Genomic DNA, 26,048 nt, shown 5'->3' with positions numbered 1-26,048 from the left:
GGCCGCTGCGCAGCCCAACGCAGGCGGTGCGACGATTCGACAAGCCTGCTCGCCACAGGTTGTTCAATCGCTGGCTGGGTACGCCATGCATAACCCCTGCGCCCTCATCCCGGTCTACAACCACGAAACCGCCGTACCCGCCGTGGTTCACAGCCTGTTGAACAGCGGCCTGCCGTGCCTGCTGGTCGATGACGGCAGCAGCCCGGCGTGCGCGGCGGTATTGGCGCAACTGGCAACGCTCGATCACGTCACCTTGTTGACCCTGCCAAACAACCAAGGCAAAGGCGGCGCGGTCATGGCCGGTTTTCGCGAAGCCGCGCGCCTGGGCTACACCCACGCGCTGCAGGTAGACGCCGACGGCCAGCACGACCTGCGCGAAGTCGACAGCTTCCTCGACGCCTCGCGCACGCACCCAAATGCGGTGATCTGCGGCTACCCCGAATACGACGACAGCGTGCCCAAAGGTCGCCTTTACGCGCGCTACCTGACCCACGTGTGGGTGTGGATCAACACCCTGTCGCTGCAAATTCGCGACTCGATGTGCGGTTTTCGCGTGTACCCGCTGGCGCCGACGCTGGCCTTGATGGATTCGGCGTACATCGGCACGCGCATGGATTTCGACTCCGACATCCTGGTACGCCTGGCCTGGCGCAACCAGCCGATGCGCTGGCTGCCGACCCAAGTGCATTACCCTACCGATGGCGTGTCACACTTCCGCCTGTTCCGCGACAACGTGCGCATCAGCGCCATGCACACCCGGCTGTTCTTCGGCATGCTGGTACGCGCGCCGATGATTGTGTGGCGACGGTGGCAGGCATGAGCGACAGCACCAAACACTGGGCCGACCGCGAAGAGCGCGGCAGCTTCTGGCTGATGAAACTCACCGCGTTCGCGGCCAAAGTACTGGGCCGCCGCCTGTTGAGCCCGGTGCTGTACGGCATCGTTTTGTACTTTTTCCTGTTCGGCCGCACAGCGCGCCAAAGTGCCTGGCAATACCAGCAGCGCCTGGCCGACTGGAGCGGGCGCGCTGCGTTGCGGCCCAGCCATAAAAGCGTGTTCGCGCAGTTCATGGCCTTCGCCGACTCCTTGCTCGACAAGCTCGACGTGTGGAACGGCAAGCTGCGCATCGAACAGATCGAAATCAACGACCCGGCGCAATTGCGCGGGCAGTTACGCGGCAAGCGCGGCCAGATGCTGGTGGGCGCGCACTTGGGCAACCTGGAGGTGTGCCGCGCACTCGCAGAGATTGGCGAACAAGTCACCATGAACGTGTTGGTGCACACCAAGCACGCCGAACAATTCAACCGCCTGCTGGGCGAGGCCGGGGCCACGCACTTGCGCCTGATCCAGGTCAGCGAGCTGGACCCGGCGACCATGCTGCTGCTCAGCCAGCGCCTGGACGAGGGCGAGTGGCTGGCGATTGCCGGTGACCGCGTGCCCCTGCACGGCGGGCGCAAGGTGCGCGTGGACTTTCTCGGGCATGCCGCCGCCTTCCCCCAAGGCCCGTGGCTGCTGGCCGGCCTGCTTAAATGCCCGGTCAACCTGCTGATGTGCCTCAAGCACAATGGCCGCTATCGCCTGACCATCGAGCCGTTCGCCGCCTTGATCGAATGGAAGCGCAGCACCCGCGAGCACGTCATCGCCCAGTGGACCGCCCGCTACGCCGCACGCCTGGGCGATTTTTGCCTGGAGGCGCCCCAACAATGGTTCAACTTTTACCCTTTCTGGAAGACCGATGACCCCGCATCTTGAGCCGGTAATTTTTGGCGAACGCCACCTGCCAATCGAAGACGTGCTGGCCCTGGCCAACCGTCAGGCGCCCACGCAATTGCAGGATGACGCTGCCTATCGCCAGCGCATCGCCAAGGGCGCGCAGTTCCTCGACTCGCTGCTGGACAAGGAAGGCGTGATCTATGGCGTGACCACCGGCTACGGCGACTCCTGCGTGGTGGCGGTGCCGTTGCAGCACGTCGAGGCGTTGCCACGTCACCTCTACACCTTCCACGGTTGCGGCCTGGGCAAGTTGCTCGACGCCCAAGCCACCCGCGCCGTGCTCGCCGCACGCTTGCAGTCGCTGTGCCATGGTGTGTCCGGCGTGCGCGTGGAGTTGCTGGAGCGCCTGCATGCCTTCCTCGAACACGACGTGCTGCCGCTGATTCCGGAAGAAGGCTCGGTGGGCGCCAGCGGTGATCTGACGCCGCTGTCCTACGTGGCGGCGACCCTGTCCGGTGAGCGCGAAGTGCTGTTCCGTGGCGAACGCCGCCAGGCTGCCGACGTACACCGCGAACTCGGTTGGGAGCCGCTGGTGCTGCGCCCCAAGGAAGCCCTGGCCTTGATGAACGGCACCGCCGTGATGACCGGCCTTGCCTGCCTGGCCTTCGCCCGCGCCGACTACCTGCTGCAACTGGCCACGCGCATCACCGCATTGAACGTGGTAGCGCTGCAAGGCAACCCGGAACACTTCGACGAGCGCCTGTTCGCCGCCAAGCCGCACCCGGGGCAGATGCAAGTGGCCGCCTGGCTGCGCAAGGACCTGGCGATCGATGCGCCGACTGCGCCGCTGCATCGTTTGCAGGATCGCTACTCGCTGCGCTGCGCGCCCCATGTGCTGGGTGTGCTGGCCGACAGCCTGAACTGGCTGCGCTCGTTCATTGAAATCGAGCTGAACAGCGCCAACGACAACCCGATTATCGACGCCGAAGAAGAGCGCGTGCTGCACGGCGGGCACTTCTACGGCGGGCATATCGCCTTTGCCATGGACAGCCTCAAGACCCTGGTGGCTAACGTCGCCGACCTGCTCGACCGTCAGCTCGCGCTGCTGGTGGATGTGCGTTACAACCACGGCCTGCCGAGCAACCTGTCCGGCGCGCCGGCCGACCGCGCGATGATCAACCACGGCTTCAAGGCCGTGCAGATCGGTACCAGCGCCTGGACCGCCGAAGCGCTGAAAAACACCATGCCGGCCAGCGTGTTCTCGCGTTCCACCGAATGCCATAACCAGGACAAGGTGAGCATGGGCACCATCGCCGCCCGCGACGCAATCCGCGTGCTGGAGCTGACCGAACAGGTCGCCGCCGCCACCTTGCTCGCCGCCAACCAGGGCGTGTGGCTGCGCGCCCAGGCTGAAGACGCACGACCACTGCCACCGGCCTTGGCGGCCATGCATATCGAACTGGCCAAAGACTTCCCGCCGGTGATCGAAGACCGCGCATTGGAAGGCGAACTGCGCCTGTGCCTCAAACGTATCGCCGAGCAACACTGGAGGCTGCATGCGTAGCCAGGGCGTGTTGCATTGCGACACGCAAATTCTCGTGCCGTTTTTTGATGTCGATACCATGAACGTGGTGTGGCACGGGCATTACGTGAAGTACCTGGAAGTGGCGCGCTGCGCGTTGCTGGACAAGCTCGGCCACAACTACACGGCGATGCTCGAATCCGGCTACGCCTGGCCGGTGATCGACATGCAACTGCGCTATGTGCGCGGCGCAGTGTTCGGCCAGACCCTCAACGTGCGCGCCAGTCTGGTGGAATGGGAGAACCGTTTGAAGGTGAACTACCTGATCACCGACCTGGCCAGCGGCGAGCGCCTGACCCGCGCCAGCACCGTGCAAGTGGCGGTGGAAATCGCCAGCCGCGAGATGCAGCTGGCCTCGCCCGCAGTCTTTACCAACGCAGTAGAAAGGGCCTTGAAATGAGATCCAATGTGGGAGCGGGCTTGCCCGCGATGGTCGTCAACGATAACGCGCTTCGCCTGATACTGCGCAGCGCCCTCAGGTTCATCGCGGGCAAGCCCGCTCCCACATTGATCGGGTTGCTACTGAGTTTCAGTGCCCACGCCTTCGACCTGCAGCAGCTAAGCGACCAACTGGCCAAACCCGCCGTAATCCACGGCAGCTTCATCCAGGAAAAACACCTGCGCGCCCTGCCCCAGCCACTGGTCAGCAAAGGCACGTTCGTACTCGCCAAAGACCACGGCCTACTGTGGCTGTTGAAAACCCCGCTGCAACAGGACTACCGCATCAGCGCCCAAGGCATCGCCCGGCGTGACGCCAATGGCTGGCAATTGCTGCCGAACAAGAGCGCCGGTGCCGAGCAGAATCGCCTGTTCCTTGCCGTACTCCAAGGCGACAGCAGTGGCTTGCAGCGCGATTTCGAGCTGCAGCTGCAAGGCGAAGCCCAACAGTGGAAGCTGACGCTGGTCCCACGTTCGCTGCTGCTCAAGCAGGTATTCACCCAGATCAATATCGACGGCGGCGAGCTGGTGCAAACAATCGAACTGCTCGAAACCCAGGGCGACAGCACCGTGCTGCGCATGCAGGACAGCACTGCCGGCCAACCGTTGAGCGAATCGGAGCAACACGACTTTGCCCAGTGAGCGCTGGCTGCCACGCCTGTTCCTGATCCTGCTGGTGGCAGTATTGGCGCTGGCCGGCTGGCAGTGGCGCCATGGCGCGCCATTGTCGGCCAACCTGATGGAACTGGTGCCGGGCAGCACGCCGGATGCGCTGGAACTCAAGGCCGAACAGCGTATGCAGGAACCGCTGAACCGCGAAATGCTGGTGTTGGTGGGGCATGCCGATCGGCAAAAAGCCGTAGCAGTGGCGCAGCAAATGGGCGAACGCTGGCAGGCCAGCGGGCTGTTTGAAAAAGTGCAGTGGAACCTGCAAGCCGACTTGCCCGCCCTGCGTGAACAATTGCTGCGCGGTCGGCTGGCGATGCTCTCGGCCAAGGACCGCGAGCAACTGATCGAGCACCCAGACGCGTTCATTCAGCAGCGCGTGCAAGCGCTGTTCGACCCGTTTACCGGGTTCAGCCTGGTGCCGAGCCAGGACGACTGGCTGGGCCTTACCGGTCGCATCCAGAACAGCCAGCCGCAGCACGGTTCGGTGCAGCTCGATATCGGCAGCGGCGCCTTGATTGCCGATGCCGACGGCAAAAGCTGGGTGCTGCTGCGTGCGCGCACCACCGGCAATGCCTTTGACATGAAACTGCCGCTGCAAGTGGCGGACCTGCTCCAGGCCAGTCGCGAACAGGCCAGCGAGCAAGGCGCGCAATTGCTCGCTGCCAGCGGCCTGCTTTACGCCGCCAACGGGCAGCAACAGGCCACGCGGGAAATCACCTGGGTCGGTGGTGGCGCCACGCTGGGCATCCTGTTGTTGCTGTTGCTGGCGTTTCGGCGCTGGCGGGTGCTGCTGGCGTTTGTGCCGGTGCTGGTGGGTATGCTGTTTGGCGCGGTGGCCTGTGTGGCGCTGTTCGGCCATATGCATGTGATGACCCTGGTGCTGGGCTCCAGCCTGATCGGCGTGGCGGTGGATTACCCGCTGCATTACCTGTCCAAAAGCTGGAGCCTGCAACCCTGGCGCAGCTGGCCGGCATTGCGCCTGACCTTGCCGGGGCTGAGCCTGAGCCTGGCGACCAGTTGCATCGGTTACCTGGCGCTGGCCTGGACGCCGTTCCCGGCGCTGACGCAAATCGCCGTGTTCTCCGCCGCCGGTTTAGTCGGTGCCTACCTGTCGGCGGTGTGCCTGCTGCCCGCGCTGCTCAAGGGTGTGGAGCTGCGCCCGGCACAATGGCCGCTGCGGATTGCCGAATGCCTGTGGCTATTGCGCGCCGCGCTGCTCAAGCGCGTGCCAAGCCCGGTGCTGCTGGCACTGTTGCTGCTGTTTTGCGCGGGCGGCCTGTGGCACTTGAACAGTAAAAATGATATCCGCCAGTGGATCGGTGCCCCGCCGCAATTGCTGCAAGAAGCGCAGGCCGTGGCGCGCATTACTGGTTTCCAGCCCACCAGCCAGTTTTTCCTGGTGCGCGCCGACAACCAGCAGCAGTTACTGGAACGCCAGGCCGCCTTGGGCGAACGCCTGGATCAGTTGGTGAACATGGGCAAGCTGCAAGGCTACCTGGCGCTCAACCAACTGGTGAGCCTGCCGGCTGAGCAGCAACACCTTCGTGATGCGCTGAACAACCTCGCGCAGCACTGGCAGCCGCTGCTGGACCTTGGCGTGCCGGCCAGCGCGCTGCAAGCCGAAGTCACGCAACTGCAAGCGCTGCCCACCGAAGACATCGATGCCGCGCTGGTTGGCCCATTGGCTGAGCCTTGGCGCACCTTGTGGCTGGGGCCGGTAAACGGCGGCGTGGCGGCGATGGTCAGCCTGCAAGGCCTGAACAACCCGGCGCTGTTGCGTGTGCAAGCGCTGGACTTACCCGGCGTGCAACTGGTTGACCGGCTGGGTGATTTGAACCGAGTGTTTGCCGACACGCAGATCAGCGCGGCTGAGTTGAAGCTGATGTCGTGTGTGCTGATCGTGCTGTTATTGATTATGCCGTTCGGTGTTGGCGGTGCCCTGCGCATCGTCGCCCTGCCACTGCTCGCGGCGCTGTGCAGCCTCGCCAGCCTCGGTTGGCTGGGCCAGCCGCTGACCTTGTTCAGCCTGTTCGGCCTGCTGTTGGTCACCGCCATCAGCGTCGACTATGCGATCTTGATGCGCGAGCAGATCGGCGGCGCGGCCGTGAGTCTTTTAGGTACGCTGCTGGCAGCACTGACGACCTGGTTGTCGTTTGGCCTGCTGGCGGTGTCGAGTACACCCGCCGTGAGCAATTTCGGCCTGTCGGTCAGCCTCGGCCTGGCGTTCAGCTTTATGCTGGCGCCTTGGGCCGGGCATCAGAAGCACGCCTTATGAATGTGTTAATCGCCAAAGTGGCAAGGAGCCCTCGTGCCCACAGTTGAAATGGAACGTCGCCAGGTGGTGGTGATTGGTGCCGGGCCATCCGGCGCTATCGCCGCCGCGCTGTTAAAGCGCCACGGGCATGATGTATTGATTATCGAGCGCGAGCATTTCCCACGCTTCTCGATTGGCGAAAGCCTGCTGTCGCACTGCATCGACTTTATCGAAGAAGCCGGCATGCTCGACGCCGTACAGGCCGCGGGTTTCCAGGTAAAAACCGGCGCGGCGTTCGCCTGGGGCGAGCGCTACAGTGCGTTTGATTTCGGTGACACCTTCAGCAACGGCAAGCCCACCACCTTCCAGGTGCAGCGCGGCGAGTTCGACAAGTTGCTGGCTGATCAAGCGGCGCTGCAAGGCGTAGAGATTCGCTATGGCGAAAGCATCGTCGGTGTGGATTTCGCCGGTGAAAGCCGCTACCTGCACGTGCGTCGCCAGAATGGCAGCGAGTATCACCTCAAGGCCAAGTTCGTGCTCGATGCCAGCGGCTACGGCCGCGTGCTGTCGCGCCTGCTGGACCTGGAAGCACCGTCGAATTTCCCGGTGCGCCAGGCGGTGTTTACCCACGTTGAAGATCACATCACACACCCAGGTTTTGATCGCAGCAAAATCCTCGTCACCACTCACCCGACCCAACGCGATATCTGGTTCTGGACCATCCCGTTCAGCCATGGCCGCTGCTCGGTAGGCGTGGTGGCGGCAAAAGAACATTTCGACGGCCGCGACAGCGACCTCGACGCCTGCCTGCGCGGTTTCATCGCTGAGACGCCAAGCCTGGCGGGCGTGCTGCAAAACGCCGTGTGGGATACGCCCGCGCGTACCCTCGCCGGCTATTCGGCCAACGTCAAAACCCTGCACGGCCCGGGCTTTGCGCTGCTGGGCAATGCGGCGGAATTTCTCGACCCGGTGTTCTCTTCCGGCGTGACCATCGCCATGCGTTCGGCGAGCATGGCCGCAGCGCTGTTACATCGCCAACTCAAGGGCGAAACCGTCGACTGGCAAACCGAGTTCGCCGAGCCGCTGAAACGCGGGGTCGACACCTTCCGTTGCTATGTCGAAGGCTGGTATGCAGGCACCTTCCAGGACGTGATTTTTCACCCAGGCAGCTCGCCGGAGATTCGCCGGATGATCAGTTCGATCCTCGCCGGTTACGCCTGGGATGAGCGCAACCCGTTTGTCAGCGAGCCCAAACGGCGGCTGCGGATGTTGTCGGAAATTTGTGCGGGTGAGCCGGTATGAGTAGCCAATACCTGAGTAAAAACTACGTCGAAGAAACCAAATTCGGCTTCTGGTTCCTGCGCAGCCACACTTGGCAGCACCATGTATTGCGCGTGGCGATCAACGACCTGCGCGGCCTGTTCACCGACCCGCTGCCGGTGGCGCCGGTGCTGCTGGACGCCGGTTGCGGCCAGGGCAAATCGTTCCAGTATTTGCAGCAGGTGTTCGCGCCACAGCGCCTGATCGGCCTGGATGCCGACCCGCACAGCCTGGAGCTGAGCCAGGCGGAAGCCAAGCGCCAAGGCTTGGCCATTGAGCTGATCGGCAGCGACTGCGCCACGCTGCAAGTGCCGGACGCAAGCGTCGATATCCTGTTCTGCCACCAGACCTTTCACCATCTGGTGGAACAGCATCGCGCCTTGAAAGAGTTCTATCGCGTACTCAAGCCGGGCGGCTATCTGCTGTTTGCCGAATCCACCGAAGCCTATATCGACACTTGGGTGATTCGCTGGCTGTTCCGCCACCCGATGCATGTGCAGAAAAGCGCTGAAGAATACCTGGAGATGCTGCGCGAGCAGGGTTTTGAGTTCGGCCCGCAGAACGTTTCGTACCCGTATTTGTGGTGGAGCCGCTCCAGCGATTTCGGCCTGCTGGAACGCTGGGGCCTGCGCAGCCCACCACCGGTTGGCCAGCGCGAAGAAACGCTGGTCAACTGCGTGGCGCGTAAACCTTTAGCGAGCGCCGAAACATGATTCGTATGCTGTTGATGGGTTGCCTGTTGCTGCTGAGCGCCTGCGTCAGCCAGCCGCCACTGCCCGAAAAAACCCCGGCCCTGGCCTTGCCCATGCAATTGCACGTGCAGCGCCGCGCCGACGGCCAAACCCAGGATTGGCTGCTGGTGATCCAGCGCGAAGGCACAGCCATTCGCTGGTCGATGATGGACCCGCTGGGCATTCCCCAGGCCCGGCAAAAGCTGATCAATGGCCAGTGGCAGGCCGACGGCTTGCTGCCGCCCAATCCCCAGGCGCGTGAGCTGTTTGCGGCGCTGTTGTTTGCGCTGACCTCGGCCGATGACGTGCCCACGCTGTACCCGCGTGCCCAGGCGATGGACCTGACGCGCACGCTGCCGGGGCATTGGCAGATCGTCTATCAGTCCTCCGAGGTGTTCAGCGTGAACATGGCGGGCCAGCCGTTGAGCTACCGCATCACCCCACTGGGGGCGGCGCGATGACGGCTTACCTGAATGCCCTGGGCGTGATCTGCGCCCTGGGCCGCGGCCAGGCTGAAGTCAGCCGCAGCCTGTTTGCCGGCGATTGTTCCGGCATGCGCGCCGAAAGCGGTTGGGTGCCAGAGCGCGTGCTGCCGGTGGGCGGCGTGCGCAGCGAGCTGGTGGCAATCCCGGCTGACCTACGCCCGCAGAGCAGCCGCAATAACCAGTTGCTGCTGGATGCGGCCTTGCAGATTGAAACCGAGCTGCGCCAGGCAATCCACACCTACGGCGCCTCGCGGGTTGGCATTGTGCTGGGCACCAGCACCTCGGGCATCGATGAAGCCAGTCGCGGCATCGCGCATTACCTGCGTGGGCAGCAGTTCCCGGGCGACTATGACTACCAGCAACAGGAACTCAGCGCACCGGCGAATTTTCTCGCTGACTGGCTACAGGTAAGCGGCCCGGCCTATGTGATTTCTACTGCCTGCACTTCCAGCGCCCGTGCGCTGATGAGTGCCCAGCGCCTGCTCGACCTGGGTGTGTGTGATGCGGTGATCTGCGGCGGTGTCGACAGCCTGTGCAAGCTGACGCTGAACGGCTTTACCGCGCTGGAAGCGGTCGCCAGCGAACGCTGCAATCCGTTTTCGGTGAACCGCAACGGCATCAATATCGGAGAAGCGGCAGTGCTGTTTCTGATGACCAAAACACCTGCGCCGATTGCCTTGCTCGGCAGCGGCGCCAGTTGCGATGCGCACCATATCTCCGCGCCAGAGCCCAGCGGCAAAGGTGCGTTGCAGTCGATGCGCAAGGCCTTGGCCAGCGCCAAACTTGAACCGGAACACATCGGTTACCTGAACCTGCACGGCACCGCGACCCAACACAACGACGCCATGGAAAGCCTGGCCGTCGCCAGCCTGTTTCCTCAAGGCGTAGCCTGTTCGTCGACCAAGCCCATGAGCGGCCACACCCTCGGTGCCGCAGGCGCGCTGGAAGCGGCGTTCTGCTGGTTGAGCCTGATGCATGACCGTGTGCCGCCGCATGTGTGGGACGGCCAAGCCGATCCGGCACTGCCCGAACTGCAGTGGGCACAGACCGGCGACACCTTGAAAAAACGCTGCCTGATGAGCAACTCGTTCGCCTTCGGCGGCAATAACGTCAGCCTGATAATCGCGGAGGCCCCATGATCGATTGGCCACTCGCCGAACTGCTGCCCCACGCGGGCGACATGATCCTGATCGACCAGGTGCTGTCGTTCGATGAAGAGCAGGTTCACACCCGCGCCACCGTCAAGCCCGGCGGCCTGTTCAACCGGCCGGACGGCAGCCTGCCAGCCTGGGTCGGCATCGAGCTGATGGCGCAAAGCGTCGCCGCCTATGCCGGCTGCCGCGCGCGCCAGAACGGCGAGGCAGTGGAACTGGGTTTCCTGCTCGGCACGCGCAAATTCGAATGCAACGTGGAACACTTCCCGGCCGGCGCCGAGCTGCGCATCCACGGCCTGCGCTCGCTGGAAGACGACAACGGCATGGGTGTGTTCGAATGCCACCTGACCGGTGACGGTATCCAGGCCAGCGCACGTTTGAACGTATTTCGACCGCCCCAGGCGGCCAATTATTTAGATGAATCGAAGGACTCAACGCCATGACTGAATCCGTACTGGTCACCGGCTCCAGCCGTGGCATCGGCCGCGCCATTGCCCTGCGCCTGGCCCAGGCCGGGCATGACATCGTGCTGCATTGCCGCAGTGGCCGCGCTGAAGCGGACGCGGTAAAGCTCGAGATCGAGGCGCTGGGTCGCAAGGCGCGGGTGCTGCAATTTAATGTGGCGGATCGTTTCAGCTGCAAGGAAATCCTTGAAGCCGATGTGGAGCAATATGGCGCCTATTACGGCGTGGTGCTCAACGCCGGCCTGACACGCGACGGTGCGTTCCCGGCCCTCTCCGAAGACGATTGGGATGTGGTGATGCGCACCAACCTGGATGGTTTCTACAACGTGCTGCACCCGGTGATGATGCCGATGATTCGTCGTCGCGCCGCTGGCCGTATCGTTTGTATCACGTCGGTTTCCGGTTTGATCGGCAACCGTGGCCAGGTCAACTACAGCGCCTCCAAAGCCGGTTTGATCGGCGCGGCCAAGGCGCTGGCTATTGAACTGGGCAAGCGCAAGATCACCGTCAATTGCGTCGCCCCCGGCTTGATCGACACGGCGATGCTGGATGAAAACGTGCCGGTCGAAGAACTGATGAAGATGATCCCGGCGCAACGCATGGGCACCCCGGAAGAAGTCGCCGGGGCAGTGAATTTCTTGATGTCGGCCGAGGCCGGCTATATCACGCGCCAAGTGCTGGCCGTGAATGGGGGCTTGTGCTGATGAAACGCGTCGTCGTCACCGGCATGGCCGGCATGACCTCCCTGGGCAGCGATTGGGACACCATCGCCGCCAACTTTCGCGCCAACCGCAGCGGCATCCGGCGCATGGATGAGTGGGACCGTTTTACCGAATTGAACACGCGTCTGGCCGGGCCGATCGACGACTTTGTCGTGCCCTCGCACTGGACGCGCAAGCAACTGCGCAGCATGGGCCGCGTGTCGCGCCTGGCGGTGTGGGCGGCGGAACAGGCGTTGCAGGATGCCGGGTTGCTCGGCGACGAATCGATCAAGGACGGGCGCATGGGCGTCGCCTGTGGCTCATCCACCGGCAGCACCGATGAGATCAAGGCGTTCGGCAATATGCTGCTGAACTCGGTGGCCGAGGGGCTGAATGCCAACTCCTATGTGCGCATGATGCCGCACACCACGGCGGCGAATATCAGCATCTTCTTTGGCCTGACCGGGCGGCTGATCCCCACCTCCAGCGCCTGCACCAGCGGCAGCCAGGGCATTGGTTACGCCTACGAGGCGATCAAGTTCGGCCGCTTGCCGTTGATGCTTGCCGGCGGCGCCGAGGAATTGTGCCCCACCGAAGCCATGGTGTTCGACGCGCTCTACGCCACCAGCCTCAAAAACGACGCGCCGCAGACCAGCCCACGCCCTTACGACAGCGGCCGCGACGGCCTGGTGATCGGCGAAGGCGGCGGCATGCTGGTGCTCGAAGAACTGGAACACGCCCTGGCGCGCGGTGCGCATATCCACGCCGAGTTGGTCGGCTTCGGCAGCAACGCCGACGGCCAGCACACCACGCGCCCAGAGCAGAAAACCATGCGCCGCGCCATGGAGCTGGCCCTGGAAGATGCCGGGCTTGAGCCATCCGCGATCGGCTACGTCAATGGCCACGGCACCGCCACCGATCAGGGCGACATCGCCGAAACGCTGGCCACCAGCAGCCTGTTCGGCAGCCGCATGCCGATCAGTTCGCAGAAAAGCTTCCTGGGCCACACTTTGGGCGCGTGCGGCGCACTGGAATCGTGGTTCAGCATCGAAATGATGAACCGCGACCAGTATGTGCACACCTTCAACCTGGATGCCGTCGACCCGCAATGCGGCGAGCTGGATTACCTGCAAGGTGGGTTTCGCGAGATGCACAACGACTACGTGATGAACAACAACTTTGCCTTTGGCGGCGTCAACACTTCGCTGATCTTTCGCCGCTGGTCCTGATTTTTTAATTGACTGGAGAAAACGGAATGTCTTCCTTGCTACGCGCCACCCTGATCACTCTGGCTTTGCTGACCACCGCCGGTTGCACCAACAAACCCGTGCTAAACACCCAGCACGATTTGCCGGTCACGGCCCAGCTCAGCGAAGAAAAAATCAAACAGGTGATCGTCGCGGCCCTGCAAAAACGCGAATGGACCGTGCAACGCCTGAGCCCGCAACTGGTGCAGGCCGAAATCACTGTGCGCAACCAATTCCACGCCGAAATCGATATCCGCTACACCCGCACCAGCTACGCCATCACCTACCGCGACAGCCGCGACCTGGGCTACAAGGACGGCAAGATCCATCGCAACTACAACCGCTGGGTGAGCATGCTGGATCGCGACATCATGGCGGGCTTGCAGAGTGCGGGTATCAATGGCGTGGAGGCTTTGAAACAGAACTGAGGCTTTCGCATCCAAATGTGGGAGCTGGCTTGCCTGCGATGGGTTCACCTCAGTTTTTCTGATAAACCGAGGCGCCTGCATCGCAGGCAAGCCAGCTCCCACTTTTGACCGTGTTCGACTATAAGATCGCCTGGCGCGTCAGCAGCTCCACAAAGGCCTTGGCCATTGGCGTTTGCGCACCCTTGCGTTGCACCAGCCACACCGCCGTCACGGCCTCCCGATCGAGCAAGGTGCGATAGACCACGCCATCAATGCGGATGCGCTGGTAAGACGCCGGCAGCACCGACACCCCCAACCCCGCCGCCACCAGGCCGATGATGGTCATCGCTTCTCCAGCTTCCTGGGCGAAGTGCGGGCTGAAGCCGGCATCGCGGGCCAGGTTGAGCAGCTGAGCGTAGAGGCCGCTGCCGTAGGTGCGCGGGAAAAATACAAACGGCTCTTCGGCCAGTTGCGCCAGGTGCAGGCCGCGCTCGCTGCCTTCCACCAACGGATGGCCAGCGTTCAATACCGCAACCAACGGCTCGCGCATCAACTCGATCACGCTTAGAGAATCCGGCAACGGCAGCGGGCGCATCAGGCCCACCTGAATCGACTCATCCACCAGCGACTCGGCCACTTCGGTGCTGCTCATTTCCTGCAAATTCAGGTGCACCGCCGGGAAGGCTTTACGAAACGCAAAGATCGCCTGTGGAATGCTGGCGTTGAATGGCGCCGACGAGGTGAAGCCGATCTTCAGTTCGCCTAACTCCCCCAATTGCGCGCGGCGGGCAACGTCGGCGGCTTTATCCACCTGCGCCAACACCAAACGCGCCTCGTGCAGGAACAATCGGCCGGCCTCGCTCAGCTCAACCCGACGATTGGTGCGCTCAAACAAGCGTGCGCCGACTTCCTGTTCCAGCGCCTGGATCTGCTGGCTCAACGGCGGTTGAGAGATGCCCAGCACCTGCGCGGCGCGGCCAAAATGCAGCTCTTCGGCGACGGCAATGAAGTACCGCAAGTGACGCAATTCCATGCAAACCTCATTAGGTCGTAAAAGCTCTTAAACAGGTCGAACAATATATTGGAAAGAATCATTAGGCAGCTATATTCTTTTTCGTATTGCCAGTCCTGGCAGGCTTTTCCTCCCCGAGGTCCCCGTGAAATCTGCTGTCGCGCCATTCGCTCAAGAAGTCCCGCCTACCGCCTTGGATGAGGTGGTCGCCCAGCTCAATGACGCGTACATCGAAAAAGGCACGCCGATGTTCATGCGCACGGTGCTCGCGCTGTTCTCCGGCGGGTTTGCCACCTTTGCCCTGCTGTACTGCGTGCAACCGATGATGCCGGCGTTATCCCACGAGTTTTCCATCAATGCGGCGCAAAGCAGCCTGATCCTCTCGGTCGCCACGGCGATGCTGGCGCTGGGCCTGCTGATTACCGGACCGATTTCCGACCGCTTGGGGCGCAAGCCGGTGATGGTTTCAGCCCTGTTCTGTGCCGCGCTGGCGACCATCGCCAGCGGCTTGATGCCGACCTGGGAAGGCATTCTGCTGATGCGTGCGCTGGTGGGCTTGTCGCTAAGCGGCCTGGCCGCCGTGGCGATGACTTACCTGAGCGAAGAGATCCACCCTCAGCACATTGGCCTGGCCATGGGCTTGTACATCGGCGGCAACGCGATTGGCGGCATGAGCGGGCGTCTGATCATCGGCGTGTTGATCGACTTTGTCAGCTGGCACACCGCGATGCTGATCATCGGCGCGCTGGCGCTGATCGCAGCCACGGTGTTCTGGAAAATCCTGCCTGAATCGCGCAACTTCCGCGCCAGCAGCCTGAAGCCGCGTAACCTGGTGAACGGTTTTGTCATGCACTTCAAGGACGCGGGCCTGCCGTGGCTGTTCCTCGAGGCCTTCCTGTTGATGGGCGCATTCGTGACGATGTTCAACTACATCGGCTATCGCCTGTTGGCCTCGCCCTACGAACTTAGCCAGGCGGTGGTTGGCCTGTTGTCGCTGGTGTACCTGTCAGGCATCTACAGCTCGGCGAAAATCGGCTCTCTGGCTGACCGTCTCGGCCGCCGTCGCGTACTGTGGGGCACCATCGTCTTGATGCTGTCGGGGATGCTGCTGACCCTGTTCACGCCGCTGTGGCTGGTGGTGCCGGGCATGCTGATCTTCACCTTCGGCTTCTTCGGCGCGCATTCGGTAGCCAGCAGCTGGATTGGGCGGCGAGCGGTGAAGGCCAAAGGGCAGGCGTCGTCGCTGTACCTGTTCTGCTACTACGTGGGGTCGAGTATCGCGGGGACGGCGGGCGGGTTCTTCTGGCACTTTGCCGGGTGGAACGGAATTGGCGGGTTTATCGTGGCGTTGCTGATGGGTGCGCTGCTGGTGGCGCTGAAGCTGGCGAAGTTGCCGCCGCTGGGGAATGTAAAAACCTGACGCGGTCCTGCTTTTAATGTGGGAGCTGGCTTGCCTGCGATAGCAATAGTGAATTCACTACTGCTATCGCAGCGGTGCGACGATTCGACAAGCCAGCTCCCACATTAGGTTTGCGTTTTATTCGTGGTATTGCGCCGACAGCTCATGCACTGCGCGCAAGAACGCGCCAGCGTGCTCGGGGTTCACTTCCGGCGTAATGCCATGGCCGAGGTTGAACACGTGGCCGCTGCCCTTGCCATAGCTGGCCAGGATGCGGCCGACTTCGGTGCGGATCGCTTCCGGTTTGGCGTACAGCACGGTTGGGTCCATGTTGCCTTGCAGCGCCACCTGGTTGCCGACGCGACGGCGGGCTTCGCCGAGGTCGCAGGTCCAGTCCAGGCCCAGTGCATCGGCGCCCGCATCAGCAATGCTTTCCAGCCACAGGCCGCCGCCTTTGGTGAACATGATCACCGGCACTTTGCGACCTTCGTGTTCGCGGATCAGGCCGCTGACGATTTTGCGCATGTAAGCCAGGGAGAACTCCTGATACGCCGCCGACGACAGGTTGCCGCCCCAGGTGTCGAAGATCTGCACCGCTTGCGCGCCGGCCATGATCTGGCCGTTGAGATAACTGGTAACCGACTGCGCCAGCTTGTCCAGCAGCAGGTGCATGGCTTGCGGGTTGTCGTAGAGCATGGCCTTGGTCTTGCGGAAGTCTTTCGACGAGCCGCCTTCGACCATGTAGGTAGCCAGGGTCCACGGGCTGCCGGAGAAGCCGATCAGCGGCACGCGGCCGTTAAGCTCGCGGCGGATGGTGCTCACAGCGTCCATCACGTAGCCGAGGTCTTTGTGCGGGTCCGGGATCGGCAGGGCTTCGATGTCGGCCAGGGTGCTGACGACTTTTTTGAAACGCGGGCCTTCACCGGTTTCAAAATACAGGCCTTGGCCCATGGCATCAGGGATGGTGAGGATGTCGGAGAAGAGGATGGCCGCATCCAGTTGTGGATAGCGGTCCAGCGGCTGCATCGTGACTTCGCAGGCGAACTCCGGGTTCATGCACAGGCTCATGAAGTCGCCGGCATTGGCGCGACTGGCGCGGTATTCCGGCAGGTAGCGACCGGCTTGACGCATCATCCACACGGGCGTGACGTCTACGGGTTGCTTGAGCAGGGCACGAAGGAAACGGTCGTTCTTGAGGGCAGTCATGTCGGCATCCGCAAAAAAAGTGCGGGCATTTTCTCAGAGCGCGACGCAAAAGGCACGGAGTGAGCCGTGCCTTTTGTCTATCGGGTCAATTTGTCGCGGTGTCTTGCGGTATGACAGACACCAACAAACCCTATCTGGAATGGGGTTTGTGTGGGAGCTGGCTTGCCTGCGATGGCGGTGGTGAATTCACTATCGCTATCGCAGGCAAGCCAGCTCCCACCGTTGACCGTGTTTCAACTCAAACTTGCAGGTAATCCAGGATGCCTTCGGCGGCGTTGCGGCCTTCGAAGATCGCGGTCACTACCAGGTCAGAGCCGCGCACCATATCGCCACCGGCGAAGATTTTCGGGTTGCTGGTCTGGTGCTTGTACTGGCCTTGTTCCGGGGCTACCACGCGGCCCTGGCTGTCGGTCTGGATTTCGAACTGCTCGAACCACGGCGCCGGGCTTGGACGGAAACCGAAGGCGATAACCACGGCATCAGCCGGGATGATTTCTTCGGAACCCGGGATCGGCTCGGGGCTGCGACGGCCACGGGCGTCCGGCTCGCCGAGACGGGTCTCGACCACCTTCACACCTTCAACACGGTCTTCACCGACGATGGCGATCGGCTGGCGGTTGTAGAGGAACTTCACGCCTTCTTCCTTGGCGTTCTTCACCTCTTTGCGCGAACCGGGCATGTTGGCTTCGTCACGACGATAAGCACAGGTCACCGACTTGGCGCCCTGGCGGATCGAAGTGCGGTTGCAGTCCATCGCGGTGTCACCACCGCCCAGTACCACGACCTTCTTGCCTTTCATGTCGACGAAATCTTCCGGCGACTTTTCAAAGCCCAGGTTGCGGTTGACGTTGGCGATCAGGAAGTCGAGCGCGTCATACACGCCCGGCAGGTCCTCACCGGCAAAGCCGCCCTTCATGTAGGTGTAGGTGCCCATGCCCATGAACACGGCGTCGTATTCGGCGAGCAGTTGCTCCATGGTGATGTCTTTGCCGATTTCGGTATTGAGACGGAACTCGATACCCATGCCGGTGAAGACTTCACGACGGTGGCTCAGCACGGTTTTTTCCAGCTTGAACTCGGGAATACCAAAGGTCAGCAGGCCGCCGATTTCCGGGTTCTTGTCGAACACCACCGGGGTCACGCCACCACGCACCAGTACGTCGGCGCAGCCCAGGCCCGCCGGGCCTGCGCCGATGATCGCAACGCGCTTGCCGGTCGGCTTGACCTTGGACATGTCCGGGCGCCAACCCATGGCGAACGCGGTGTCGGTGATGTACTTCTCCACCGAACCGATGGTCACCGCGCCGAAGCCGTCGTTAAGGGTGCAGGCACCCTCGCACAGACGGTCCTGGGGACAAACCCTGCCGCAGACTTCCGGCAGGGTGTTGGTCTGGTGCGACAGCTCGGCGGCAGCGAGGATGTTGCCCTCGGCCACCAGCTTGAGCCAGTTGGGAATGAAGTTGTGCACCGGGCACTTCCATTCGCAATACGGGTTACCGCAACCCAGGCAGCGGTGGGCCTGGTCGGCCGAGTGCTGGGGTTTGAAGGGTTCGTAAATTTCCACGAACTCTTTCTTGCGTTGACGCAACAGTTTCTTCTTCGGATCTTTGCGCCCGACATCGATGAACTGGAAGTCGTTATTCAGACGTTCAGCCATGTTAAAACCTCATCAAACTCTTCAGGCGCATATCACTGCGGGTTGGCACGGATGCTGGAAAGCAACGATTTCAGGTTGGCAGCCTTGGGCTTGACCAGCCAGAAACGACGCAGGTAATCATCGAGGTTTTCGGCGAGGTTACGGCCCCATTCGCTGCCGGTCTCCTCGACGTACTCGTCCAGCACGTGCTGCAAGTGGTTCCGGTAGGACTCCATGGCTTCGCCGCTGATCCGCTGGATCTCGACCAACTCGTGGTTGACCTTGTCGACGAAGGTGTTGTCCTGGTCAAGCACGTAGGCGAAACCGCCGGTCATGCCCGAGCCGAAGTTGTAACCGGTCTTGCCCAGTACCGCGACAAAGCCACCGGTCATGTACTCGCAGCAGTGATCGCCAGTGCCTTCCACCACGGTGTGGGCACCGGAGTTACGCACGGCGAAACGCTCACCGGCAGTACCGGCAGCGAACAGCTTGCCACCGGTGGCACCGTACAAGCAGGTGTTGCCGATGATGGCACTGTCCTGAGTCTTGTAGATGCTGCCTTTAGGCGGAACGATCACCAGCTTGCCGCCGGTCATGCCCTTGCCCACGTAGTCGTTGGCGTCACCTTCGAGGTACATGTGCAGGCCGCCGGCGTTCCACACGCCAAAGCTCTGGCCGGCTGTGCCGTTGAAGCGGAAGGTGATCGGCGCTTTCGCCATGCCTTGGTTGCCGTGCTTGCGCGCGATTTCGCCGGAGATGCGTGCGCCGATCGAACGGTCGCAGTTGCAGATATCCAGGGCAAAGTCGCCACCGCTGGCGTCATTGATCGAGGAACTGGCCATTTCGACCATCTTCTCGGCCAGCAGGCCTTTGTCGAACGGCGGGTTGCGGTCCACCTGGCAGAATTGTGGCTTGTCTGCCGGGATGTGATCGCTGCCCAACAGCGGCGTCAGGTCCAAGTGCTGTTGCTTGGCGGTCTGGCCTTCGAGGATGTCGAGCAGGTCGGTACGGCCGATCAGCTCTTCCAGCGAACGCACGCCCAGCTTGGCCAGCCACTCACGGGTTTCTTCGGCGACGTAGGTGAAGAAGTTCACCACCATGTCGACGGTGCCGATGTAGTGATCCTTGCGCAGCTTCTCGTTCTGAGTGGCGACGCCGGTGGCGCAGTTGTTCAGGTGGCAGATGCGCAGGTATTTGCAGCCCAGGGCGATCATTGGCGCAGTACCGAAGCCGAAGCTTTCGGCGCCAAGGATCGCGGCCTTGATCACGTCGAGGCCGGTTTTCAGGCCGCCATCGGTCTGCACCCGCACCTTGCCGCGCAGGTCGTTGCCGCGCAGGGTCTGGTGGGTTTCAGCCAGGCCGAGTTCCCACGGTGCGCCAGCGTACTTGATGGAAGTCAGCGGCGAAGCGCCGGTGCCGCCGTCATAGCCGGAGATGGTGATCAGGTCGGCATAGGCCTTGGCCACACCAGCGGCGATGGTGCCGACGCCAGCTTCTGCTACCAGTTTCACCGAAACCAATGCCTGCGGGTTGACTTGTTTCAAGTCGAAAATCAGCTGCGACAAGTCTTCAATCGAATAGATGTCGTGGTGCGGCGGCGGCGAAATCAGGGTGACGCCCGGCACTGCGTAACGCAGCTTGGCAATCAGACCGTTGACCTTGCCGCCTGGCAGCTGGCCGCCTTCGCCGGGCTTGGCGCCCTGGGCGACTTTGATCTGCAGCACTTCGGCGTTGACCAGGTATTCCGGCGTTACACCGAAACGACCCGTCGCCACTTGCTTGATTTTCGAGCTCTTGATGGTGCCGTAGCGCGCAGGGTCTTCGCCGCCTTCGCCGGAGTTGGAACGCGCACCCAGGCGGTTCATGGCTTCGGCCAGGGCTTCGTGGGCCTCAGGCGACAAGGCACCCAGGGAAATACCGGCGGAGTCGAAGCGCTTGAGGATCGATTCCAATGGTTCGATTTCGCTGATGGCCAGCGGCGTATCCAGGGTCTTCACCTTGAACAGGTCACGGATCATCGACACCGGGCGGTTATCCACCAGCGCGGTGTATTCCTTGAACTTGGCGTAGTCGCCCTGCTGCACAGCGGCTTGCAGGGTGCTGACCACGTCCGGGTTGTAGGCGTGGTATTCGCCACCGTGCACGAACTTGAGCAGGCCGCCTTGCTGGATCGGCTTGCGCGCGCTCCAGGCTTCGGCTGCCAGGGCTTTCTGTTCGGCTTCGATGTCGACGAAACGTGCGCCCTTGATACGGCTTGGCACACCCCGGAAGCTCAGCTCGCAAACCTCTTCGGACAGGCCGATGGCTTCGAACAGCTGTGCGCCACGGTACGAGGTGACGGTGGAGATGCCCATCTTCGACAGGATCTTCAACAAGCCCTTGGTGATGCCCTTACGGTAGTTCTTGAACACCTCATAGAGGTCGCCCAGCACTTCACCGGTACGGATCAAATCACCCAGCACTTCGTAGGCCAGGAACGGGTAAACCGCCGAGGCGCCGAAACCGATCAGCACTGCGAAGTGATGCGGGTCGCGGGCAGTAGCCGTTTCCACGAGGATGTTGGAGTCGCAACGCAGGCCTTTTTCGGTCAGGCGGTGGTGCACCGCGCCGGTGGCCAAGGAGGCGTGGATCGGCAGCTTGCCTGGCGCGATGTGACGGTCGGTCAGCACGATCTGGGTACGACCGGCACGCACAGCCTCTTCGGCCTGATCGGCGACGTTGCGCACAGCGGCTTCAAGGCCGAGGCTCTCGTCGTAGTTCAGGTCGATGATCTGGCGGTCGAAACCTGGACGCTCCAGGGTCATCAACGAGCGCCATTTGGCCGGGGAAATGACCGGCGAGCTGAGGATCACACGGGAGGCGTGCTCAGGCGATTCCTGGAAGATGTTGCGCTCGGCACCGAGGCACACTTCCAGCGACATCACGATGGCTTCACGCAGCGGGTCGATCGGCGGGTTGGTCACCTGGGCGAACTGCTGGCGGAAATAGTCGTACGGCGTACGCACGCGCTGGGACAGCACGGCCATTGGCGTGTCATCGCCCATGGAGCCGACCGCCTCATAGCCTTGCTCACCGAGCGGGCGCAGCACTTGGTCGCGCTCTTCGAACGTGACCTGGTACATCTTCATGTACTGCTTGAGCTGGTCGACGTCATAGAAAGCCGAACCGTGGTCGTTGTCTTCCATGGTCGCCTGGATGCGCAGGGCGTTCTTGCGCAGCCATTGCTTGTACGGGTGACGCGACTTCAAGCGGTTGTCGATGGCGTCGGTGTCGAGGATCTGCCCGGTCTCGGTGTCCACGGCCAGGATCTGGCCCGGGCCTACACGGCCTTTGGCGATCACGTCTTCAGGCTTGTAGTCCCACACGCCGATTTCCGACGCCAGGGTGATAAAACCGTTGGTGGTAGTCACCCAACGCGCCGGGCGCAGGCCGTTACGGTCGAGCAGGCACACCGCGTAGCGGCCGTCGGTCATCACCACGCCAGCCGGGCCGTCCCACGGCTCCATGTGCATCGAGTTGTACTCGTAGAACGCACGCAGGTCCGGGTCCATGGTCTCGACGTTCTGCCACGCAGGCGGAATGATCATGCGCACGCCACGGAACAGGTCAATGCCGCCGGTGACCATCAGTTCGAGCATGTTGTCCATGCTGGAGGAGTCGGAACCCACGCGGTTAACCAGCGGGCCGAGCTCTTCGAGGTCCATCAAATCGTTGGCGAACTTGGTGCGACGGGCCACAGCCCAGTTGCGGTTGCCGGTGATGGTGTTGATCTCGCCGTTGTGGGCGAGAAAGCGGAATGGCTGAGCCAGCGGCCATTTCGGCAGGGTGTTGGTGGAGAAGCGCTGGTGGAACACGCAGATTGCGGTTTGCAGGCGCTCATCGCTCAGGTCTGGATAGAAGGCGGTCAAATCCGCCGGCATCATCAGGCCTTTATAAATGATGGTCTTGTGCGAAAAGCTGCAGATGTAGTGGTCGGTGTCGGCGGCGTTGGACACCGATGAACGACGACGCGAGGTAAACAGCTTGATCGCCATGTCCTGATCGCTGAGGCCATCGCCTGCGATGAACACTTGTTCGATCTGCGGCAGGCGCTCCAGGGCCAGGCGGCCGAGCACGCTGGTGTCGATCGGCACTTTGCGCCAGCCCACCAGTTGCAGGCCAGCAGCCAGGATCTCGCGGTTCATGTTCTCGCGAGCGGCTTCGGCTTTTACCGGGTCCTGATTGAAAAACACCATGCCCACGGCGTACTGCTTGGGCAGGTCGACAGCAAATTGCTCTTTTGCGACAGCGCGCAGGAACTGGTCGGGTTTTTGAATCAGCAAGCCGCAACCGTCACCGGTCTTGCCGTCGGCGTTGATCCCACCGCGGTGGGTCATGCAGGTCAGGGCCTCGATGGCCGTTTGCAAAAGGGTATGACTGGGCTCGCCCTGCATGTGGGCTATCAGGCCGAAACCGCAGTTATCCTTGAATTCATCGGGTTGGTACAGACCTGCTTTCATAGACACTTTCTCACCAGGCTGCCTCTTATATCGAGGCAAATTTCTTTTCAATTCAACCGGTTACCTTCCACGCCGAACGTACGCCGGCTTAGCGGGGGCAAAAGGGAGGTCATTGTACACACCGACACGAACGCTCACAAATTTAGCGACGAAATGTCGCAAATCTATGTCGCATTTATGAAAGGTTTAAAGCGATATGCTGTGCTAGTCAAAACTTTTTTAATTCTGACCGCTACGACTCAAAAGCTACTGTGACGCAGACACCGCAGGGCGCGCGGCCTTGAGGGCAGCACGCACTTGCGGTTTTAATTTTGAGGTGCCGGGAGAGGCGGCCTGGGTAAGGCCGCCGAATCTTCAGCGACTTGTTGCGAGTTCTTGTTGAACGCTGGCAACAGTGCGAGGCCAAGGTTTACCAGCCTGAACCTTCGCTGGCAAGGCTTTGATAGCGGATTCCGCTGCGGTACGGCTGGAGAAGTTGCCGTACGTGATCACGTAGAGAGGCTTGCCGTTGAGCACTTTCTTGAAATAACGGTACTGGCCGCCCTGCTCTTTCACAAACGCCTGGGCGTTGGCTTCGGAGCTGGTGCCCAGGATCTGCACGACGAAATTACCGGTTGGCTGGCTGGTGTACCAGCTGCTGCCGGCGGCGGCAGGCGCAGCGGCCTTGGCAACAGCGGCAGGTTTTTCAGCAGGCTTGGCGGCCGGTGCCGGCTTGGCCACTGGCGCAGGCGCGACAGGCTTGGCAACCGGAGCAGGCTTGGCAGTGGCAACGGTCGGCGCTGGCGTCGGCTTGGCAACTGGAGCAGCTGCCGGGCCAGCCGGAACGCCGGCAGGCGGTGCGGTGGTGGTTACGGTTGGCGGCGTGGCGCTGGAGCCTTCCACCGGCACACCGTCGTCACCTTCAGAGATACCACCGGCGGCTTCAGCGAGCGGGCCGCGCATGACTGGCTGGCCGACCATCGGCAGGTTGGTCGGTTGGCCGGAGTTGGCGAATTCGACATTTGGCGTGGGCTTGCCCAGTGGCAACTGCGCCTGTTCGGTTGGCGCACCGGCGGTGGCGGGTGCCTTGCTGCGACCCGGGATCAACCAGGCAGCAGCGACAGCGACCACGACCACGGCAGAAATCGCCAATACGTGCTTCTTAGGCATAGTAAACCCCATCTTTGGACGCTTAACCGCAGAGCGGCTGGCAATCATGGCTTCGATCAAGGCATCGCGGGCAACCTGGTTGATGGTGCCAGGCCAGCCGCCTGCGCTTTCGTGAATATCAGAGATCTGATTTGCCGTGAAAAGTTCGATACCGGCACCGGCGCCTTCGAGGCGTTGAGCCAGGTATTCGCGGGTTTCTTCCTCTTCGTACGGCTGCAATTCGATGACGTGAAACAGCTCCTGCTCACCGCTGATCTGCTCCAGATCGGCGATCAAGGACGACTCACCAAACAGGAACACATGCGGGCGCCCTTCCGGCGTACCCGCCGCCAGCGCCAGCAGCGCTTCCAGGGCGGATTCGTCGAGCTGCTCGGCATCGTCCACCAGCAAGTAGACTTCCTGGCCGGTGAGGCCCAACTGCACAACCTGCTTGAGGATCGCGTTCGGCTCGGCATTGGCAACGTTCAGCGCCTGGGCAACCTGGCGCAGTACGCCGGCTGCATCACCGGCACCACGGGCCGATACCACCACGCTCTGTACCGATTGCTTGTTGGTGCTGGCAACCAGCGCCTGGCGCAGCAGGGTCTTGCCACTGCCCAACGGGCCGGTCACAACCAGCAACAGTTGGCTGTAGCGCGCCAGGTGGTGCAACTGACCGAGCACCGGCTTGCGCTGGGCAGGGAAAAATTTGAAGCCAGGCACCCGTGGAGCAAAAGGGTCGTGGCTTAACTGGTAGTGGCCGAGGAACGCCTCGTCGGCATGCAAACTAGTCATCGGGATCTTATTAACCTTTAAGCTGGGCCAGGGCGCGGTAATCCGCTCCCAGCGTGGCCTGTAAAATCTCTTTCGGATAATCGTCGGTCACTACCGCTTCGCCCATGTGGCGCAGCAGCACCAGTCGCAGGCGACCGTCGATCACTTTCTTGTCGATTGCCATATGTTCGAGGAAATCCGCCTCGGTCATCTCTTCCGGCGGAATAACCGGCAAGCCGGCGCGCTGGAACAGATGGATGCCGCGATCACGCTCCTGGGCGCTGATCCAGCCCAGGCGTTGCGACATTTCCAGTGCCATTACTGTGCCAGCCGCCACGGCCTCCCCGTGCAACCACACACCATAGCCCATGTGCGTTTCGATCGCATGCCCGAAGGTATGGCCCAGGTTCAGGGTGGCGCGCACACCGGACTCCCGTTCGTCGGCATTCACCACCAGCGCCTTGGCGGCGCATGAACGGGAAATCGCTTCGGTCAGTGCCACCTGGTCCAGGGCACGCAGGGCGTCCATGTGTTCTTCGAGCCAGGTCAGGAACGGCTCGTCACAAATCAGCCCGTACTTGATGACCTCCGCCAGACCGGCCGACAGCTCGCGCGGCGGCAAGGTGTTGAGGGTCGCGGTGTCGATCAGCACGGCTTGTGGTTGGTAGAACGCACCCACCATGTTCTTGCCCAGCGGGTGGTTGATGCCGGTCTTGCCGCCCACCGACGAATCGACCTGGGACAACAAGGTGGTCGGCACCTGGATAAAGTCCACGCCGCGCTGGTAGCACGCTGCGGCAAAGCCGGCCATGTCGCCGATCACGCCGCCGCCCAGGGCGACCACCGTGGTACGTCGGTCATGCCGTGCAGTCAGCAGGCCGTCAAAGATCAGTTGCAGGGTTTCCCAGTTCTTGTGGGCCTCGCCATCGGGCAGGATCACCGAAATCACCGAGTAGGCCGCAAGGCTGCGGCTCAGACGCTCAAGATACAGCGGCGCGACCGTTTCATTGGAGATGATCGCCACTTGCCGACCGGCAATATGCGGTGCGAGCAACTCGGGCAGGTCCAACAAACCTTCGCCAATATGGATTGGGTAGCTGCGCTCGCCTAGATCGACCTTAAGTGTCTGCATGTGTCCCCGCGTGAAGAAATATGTACGATCGGCAACGCTCGGAATTTCGTCGCCTGATGGCTCTGCGCCATACCCCGGAGGATGATGGCGCGCCGCC

21 protein-coding genes are annotated in these 26,048 nt (G+C 62.2%); 15 read left to right on the top strand and 6 right to left on the bottom strand.

The annotated features are described in order from the left end of the window. The first annotated feature begins 85 nt into the window (after positions 1-85). Genes GIW28_RS02370 through GIW28_RS02305 form a run of 14 tightly spaced genes read left to right on the top strand, consistent with a single transcriptional unit; the run spans position 86 to position 13,186 of the window. On the top strand, positions 86-820 hold the full coding sequence (locus GIW28_RS02370) for a glycosyltransferase family 2 protein (protein ID WP_176991735.1): 735 nt from the start codon (positions 86-88) through the stop codon (positions 818-820). Further along, positions 817-1,752: an LpxL/LpxP family acyltransferase gene (locus GIW28_RS02365; protein WP_099548063.1), complete on the top strand. Its 936-nt coding sequence runs from the start codon at positions 817-819 to the stop codon at positions 1,750-1,752. Before GIW28_RS02370 ends, GIW28_RS02365 begins: the two co-directional genes overlap by 4 nt. After that, positions 1,736-3,277, top strand: a complete 1,542-nt coding sequence (locus GIW28_RS02360; protein WP_099548062.1) for an HAL/PAL/TAL family ammonia-lyase — start codon at positions 1,736-1,738, stop codon at positions 3,275-3,277. The genes GIW28_RS02365 and GIW28_RS02360 overlap by 17 nt, the downstream gene beginning before the upstream one ends. Next, a complete protein-coding gene (locus GIW28_RS02355) occupies positions 3,270-3,695 on the top strand; it encodes an acyl-CoA thioesterase (protein ID WP_099487817.1) in 426 nt (141 codons plus the stop codon). Before GIW28_RS02360 ends, GIW28_RS02355 begins: the two co-directional genes overlap by 8 nt. A 29-nt stretch (positions 3,696-3,724) precedes the next feature. Then, complete coding sequence (locus GIW28_RS02350; protein WP_186617946.1) at positions 3,725-4,375, top strand: outer membrane lipoprotein carrier protein LolA; 651 nt, start codon at positions 3,725-3,727, stop codon at positions 4,373-4,375. Continuing rightward, positions 4,365-6,677: an MMPL family transporter gene (locus GIW28_RS02345; protein WP_186617941.1), complete on the top strand. Its 2,313-nt coding sequence runs from the start codon at positions 4,365-4,367 to the stop codon at positions 6,675-6,677. Before GIW28_RS02350 ends, GIW28_RS02345 begins: the two co-directional genes overlap by 11 nt. A gap of 33 nt (positions 6,678-6,710) precedes the next feature. Then, on the top strand, positions 6,711-7,958 hold the full coding sequence (locus GIW28_RS02340; protein WP_099548058.1) for an NAD(P)/FAD-dependent oxidoreductase: 1,248 nt from the start codon (positions 6,711-6,713) through the stop codon (positions 7,956-7,958). Continuing rightward, the gene (locus GIW28_RS02335; protein ID WP_017138552.1) at positions 7,955-8,689 is read left to right on the top strand and encodes a class I SAM-dependent methyltransferase; all 735 of its coding nucleotides are present in this window, start codon (positions 7,955-7,957) and stop codon (positions 8,687-8,689) included. Before GIW28_RS02340 ends, GIW28_RS02335 begins: the two co-directional genes overlap by 4 nt. Next, positions 8,686-9,168 (top strand): hypothetical protein, encoded by a 483-nt coding sequence (locus tag GIW28_RS02330; RefSeq protein WP_056860603.1) that lies wholly within the window; start codon positions 8,686-8,688, stop codon positions 9,166-9,168. Before GIW28_RS02335 ends, GIW28_RS02330 begins: the two co-directional genes overlap by 4 nt. Then, entirely contained in the window at positions 9,165-10,331 is a 1,167-nt protein-coding gene (locus GIW28_RS02325; protein ID WP_186617943.1) for a beta-ketoacyl-[acyl-carrier-protein] synthase family protein, read from the top strand. The genes GIW28_RS02330 and GIW28_RS02325 overlap by 4 nt, the downstream gene beginning before the upstream one ends. Continuing rightward, entirely contained in the window at positions 10,328-10,789 is a 462-nt protein-coding gene (locus tag GIW28_RS02320; protein WP_017138555.1) for an ApeP family dehydratase, read from the top strand. The genes GIW28_RS02325 and GIW28_RS02320 overlap by 4 nt, the downstream gene beginning before the upstream one ends. Next, complete coding sequence (gene fabG, locus GIW28_RS02315; protein WP_186617945.1) at positions 10,786-11,514, top strand: 3-oxoacyl-ACP reductase FabG; 729 nt, start codon at positions 10,786-10,788, stop codon at positions 11,512-11,514. Before GIW28_RS02320 ends, fabG begins: the two co-directional genes overlap by 4 nt. Then, positions 11,514-12,740, top strand: coding sequence for a beta-ketoacyl-ACP synthase (locus tag GIW28_RS02310; protein ID WP_099548054.1), 1,227 nt, complete (start codon positions 11,514-11,516; stop codon positions 12,738-12,740). The genes fabG and GIW28_RS02310 overlap by 1 nt, the downstream gene beginning before the upstream one ends. Before the next feature lie 26 nt (positions 12,741-12,766). Beyond that, positions 12,767-13,186 (top strand): hypothetical protein, encoded by a 420-nt coding sequence (locus GIW28_RS02305; RefSeq protein ID WP_017138558.1) that lies wholly within the window; start codon positions 12,767-12,769, stop codon positions 13,184-13,186. A 118-nt stretch (positions 13,187-13,304) separates the two neighbouring features. Here the strand turns inward: GIW28_RS02305 and GIW28_RS02300 are convergent, their stop codons facing one another. Next, a complete protein-coding gene (locus tag GIW28_RS02300) occupies positions 13,305-14,198 on the bottom strand; it encodes a LysR family transcriptional regulator (protein ID WP_017138561.1) in 894 nt (297 codons plus the stop codon). Between the two features lie 172 nt (positions 14,199-14,370). Between GIW28_RS02300 and GIW28_RS02295 the strand changes: the two genes are divergently transcribed. Then, on the top strand, positions 14,371-15,597 hold the full coding sequence (locus tag GIW28_RS02295) for an MFS transporter (protein ID WP_189660918.1): 1,227 nt from the start codon (positions 14,371-14,373) through the stop codon (positions 15,595-15,597). 117 nt (positions 15,598-15,714) lie between these two features. On the opposite strand, the gene hemE is transcribed toward GIW28_RS02295, so the two are convergent. The 5 genes from hemE to aroB all read right to left on the bottom strand — a co-directional run bounded on the left by hemE (position 15,715) and on the right by aroB (position 25,951). Further along, complete coding sequence (gene hemE, locus GIW28_RS02290) at positions 15,715-16,782, bottom strand: uroporphyrinogen decarboxylase (RefSeq protein WP_034117349.1); 1,068 nt, start codon at positions 16,780-16,782, stop codon at positions 15,715-15,717. Positions 16,783-17,020: 238 nt separating this feature from the next. Next, positions 17,021-18,439 (bottom strand): FAD-dependent oxidoreductase, encoded by a 1,419-nt coding sequence (locus GIW28_RS02285; RefSeq protein WP_003187920.1) that lies wholly within the window; start codon positions 18,437-18,439, stop codon positions 17,021-17,023. A 32-nt stretch (positions 18,440-18,471) separates the two neighbouring features. Beyond that, positions 18,472-22,917 (bottom strand): glutamate synthase large subunit, encoded by a 4,446-nt coding sequence (gene gltB / locus GIW28_RS02280; RefSeq protein WP_236445705.1) that lies wholly within the window; start codon positions 22,915-22,917, stop codon positions 18,472-18,474. A gap of 354 nt (positions 22,918-23,271) precedes the next feature. Then, a complete protein-coding gene (locus tag GIW28_RS02275) occupies positions 23,272-24,840 on the bottom strand; it encodes an AAA family ATPase (protein WP_177034866.1) in 1,569 nt (522 codons plus the stop codon). A gap of 10 nt (positions 24,841-24,850) precedes the next feature. Further along, entirely contained in the window at positions 24,851-25,951 is a 1,101-nt protein-coding gene (aroB, locus tag GIW28_RS02270) for a 3-dehydroquinate synthase (RefSeq protein ID WP_017138566.1), read from the bottom strand. Positions 25,952-26,048 lie beyond the last annotated feature (97 nt).

The sequence above is a fragment of the Pseudomonas sp. PA-5-4B genome (assembly GCF_021606215.1).
Taxonomy (GTDB): domain Bacteria; phylum Pseudomonadota; class Gammaproteobacteria; order Pseudomonadales; family Pseudomonadaceae; genus Aquipseudomonas; species Aquipseudomonas edaphica.
This window is presented reverse-complemented; position numbering and strand designations above follow the sequence as displayed.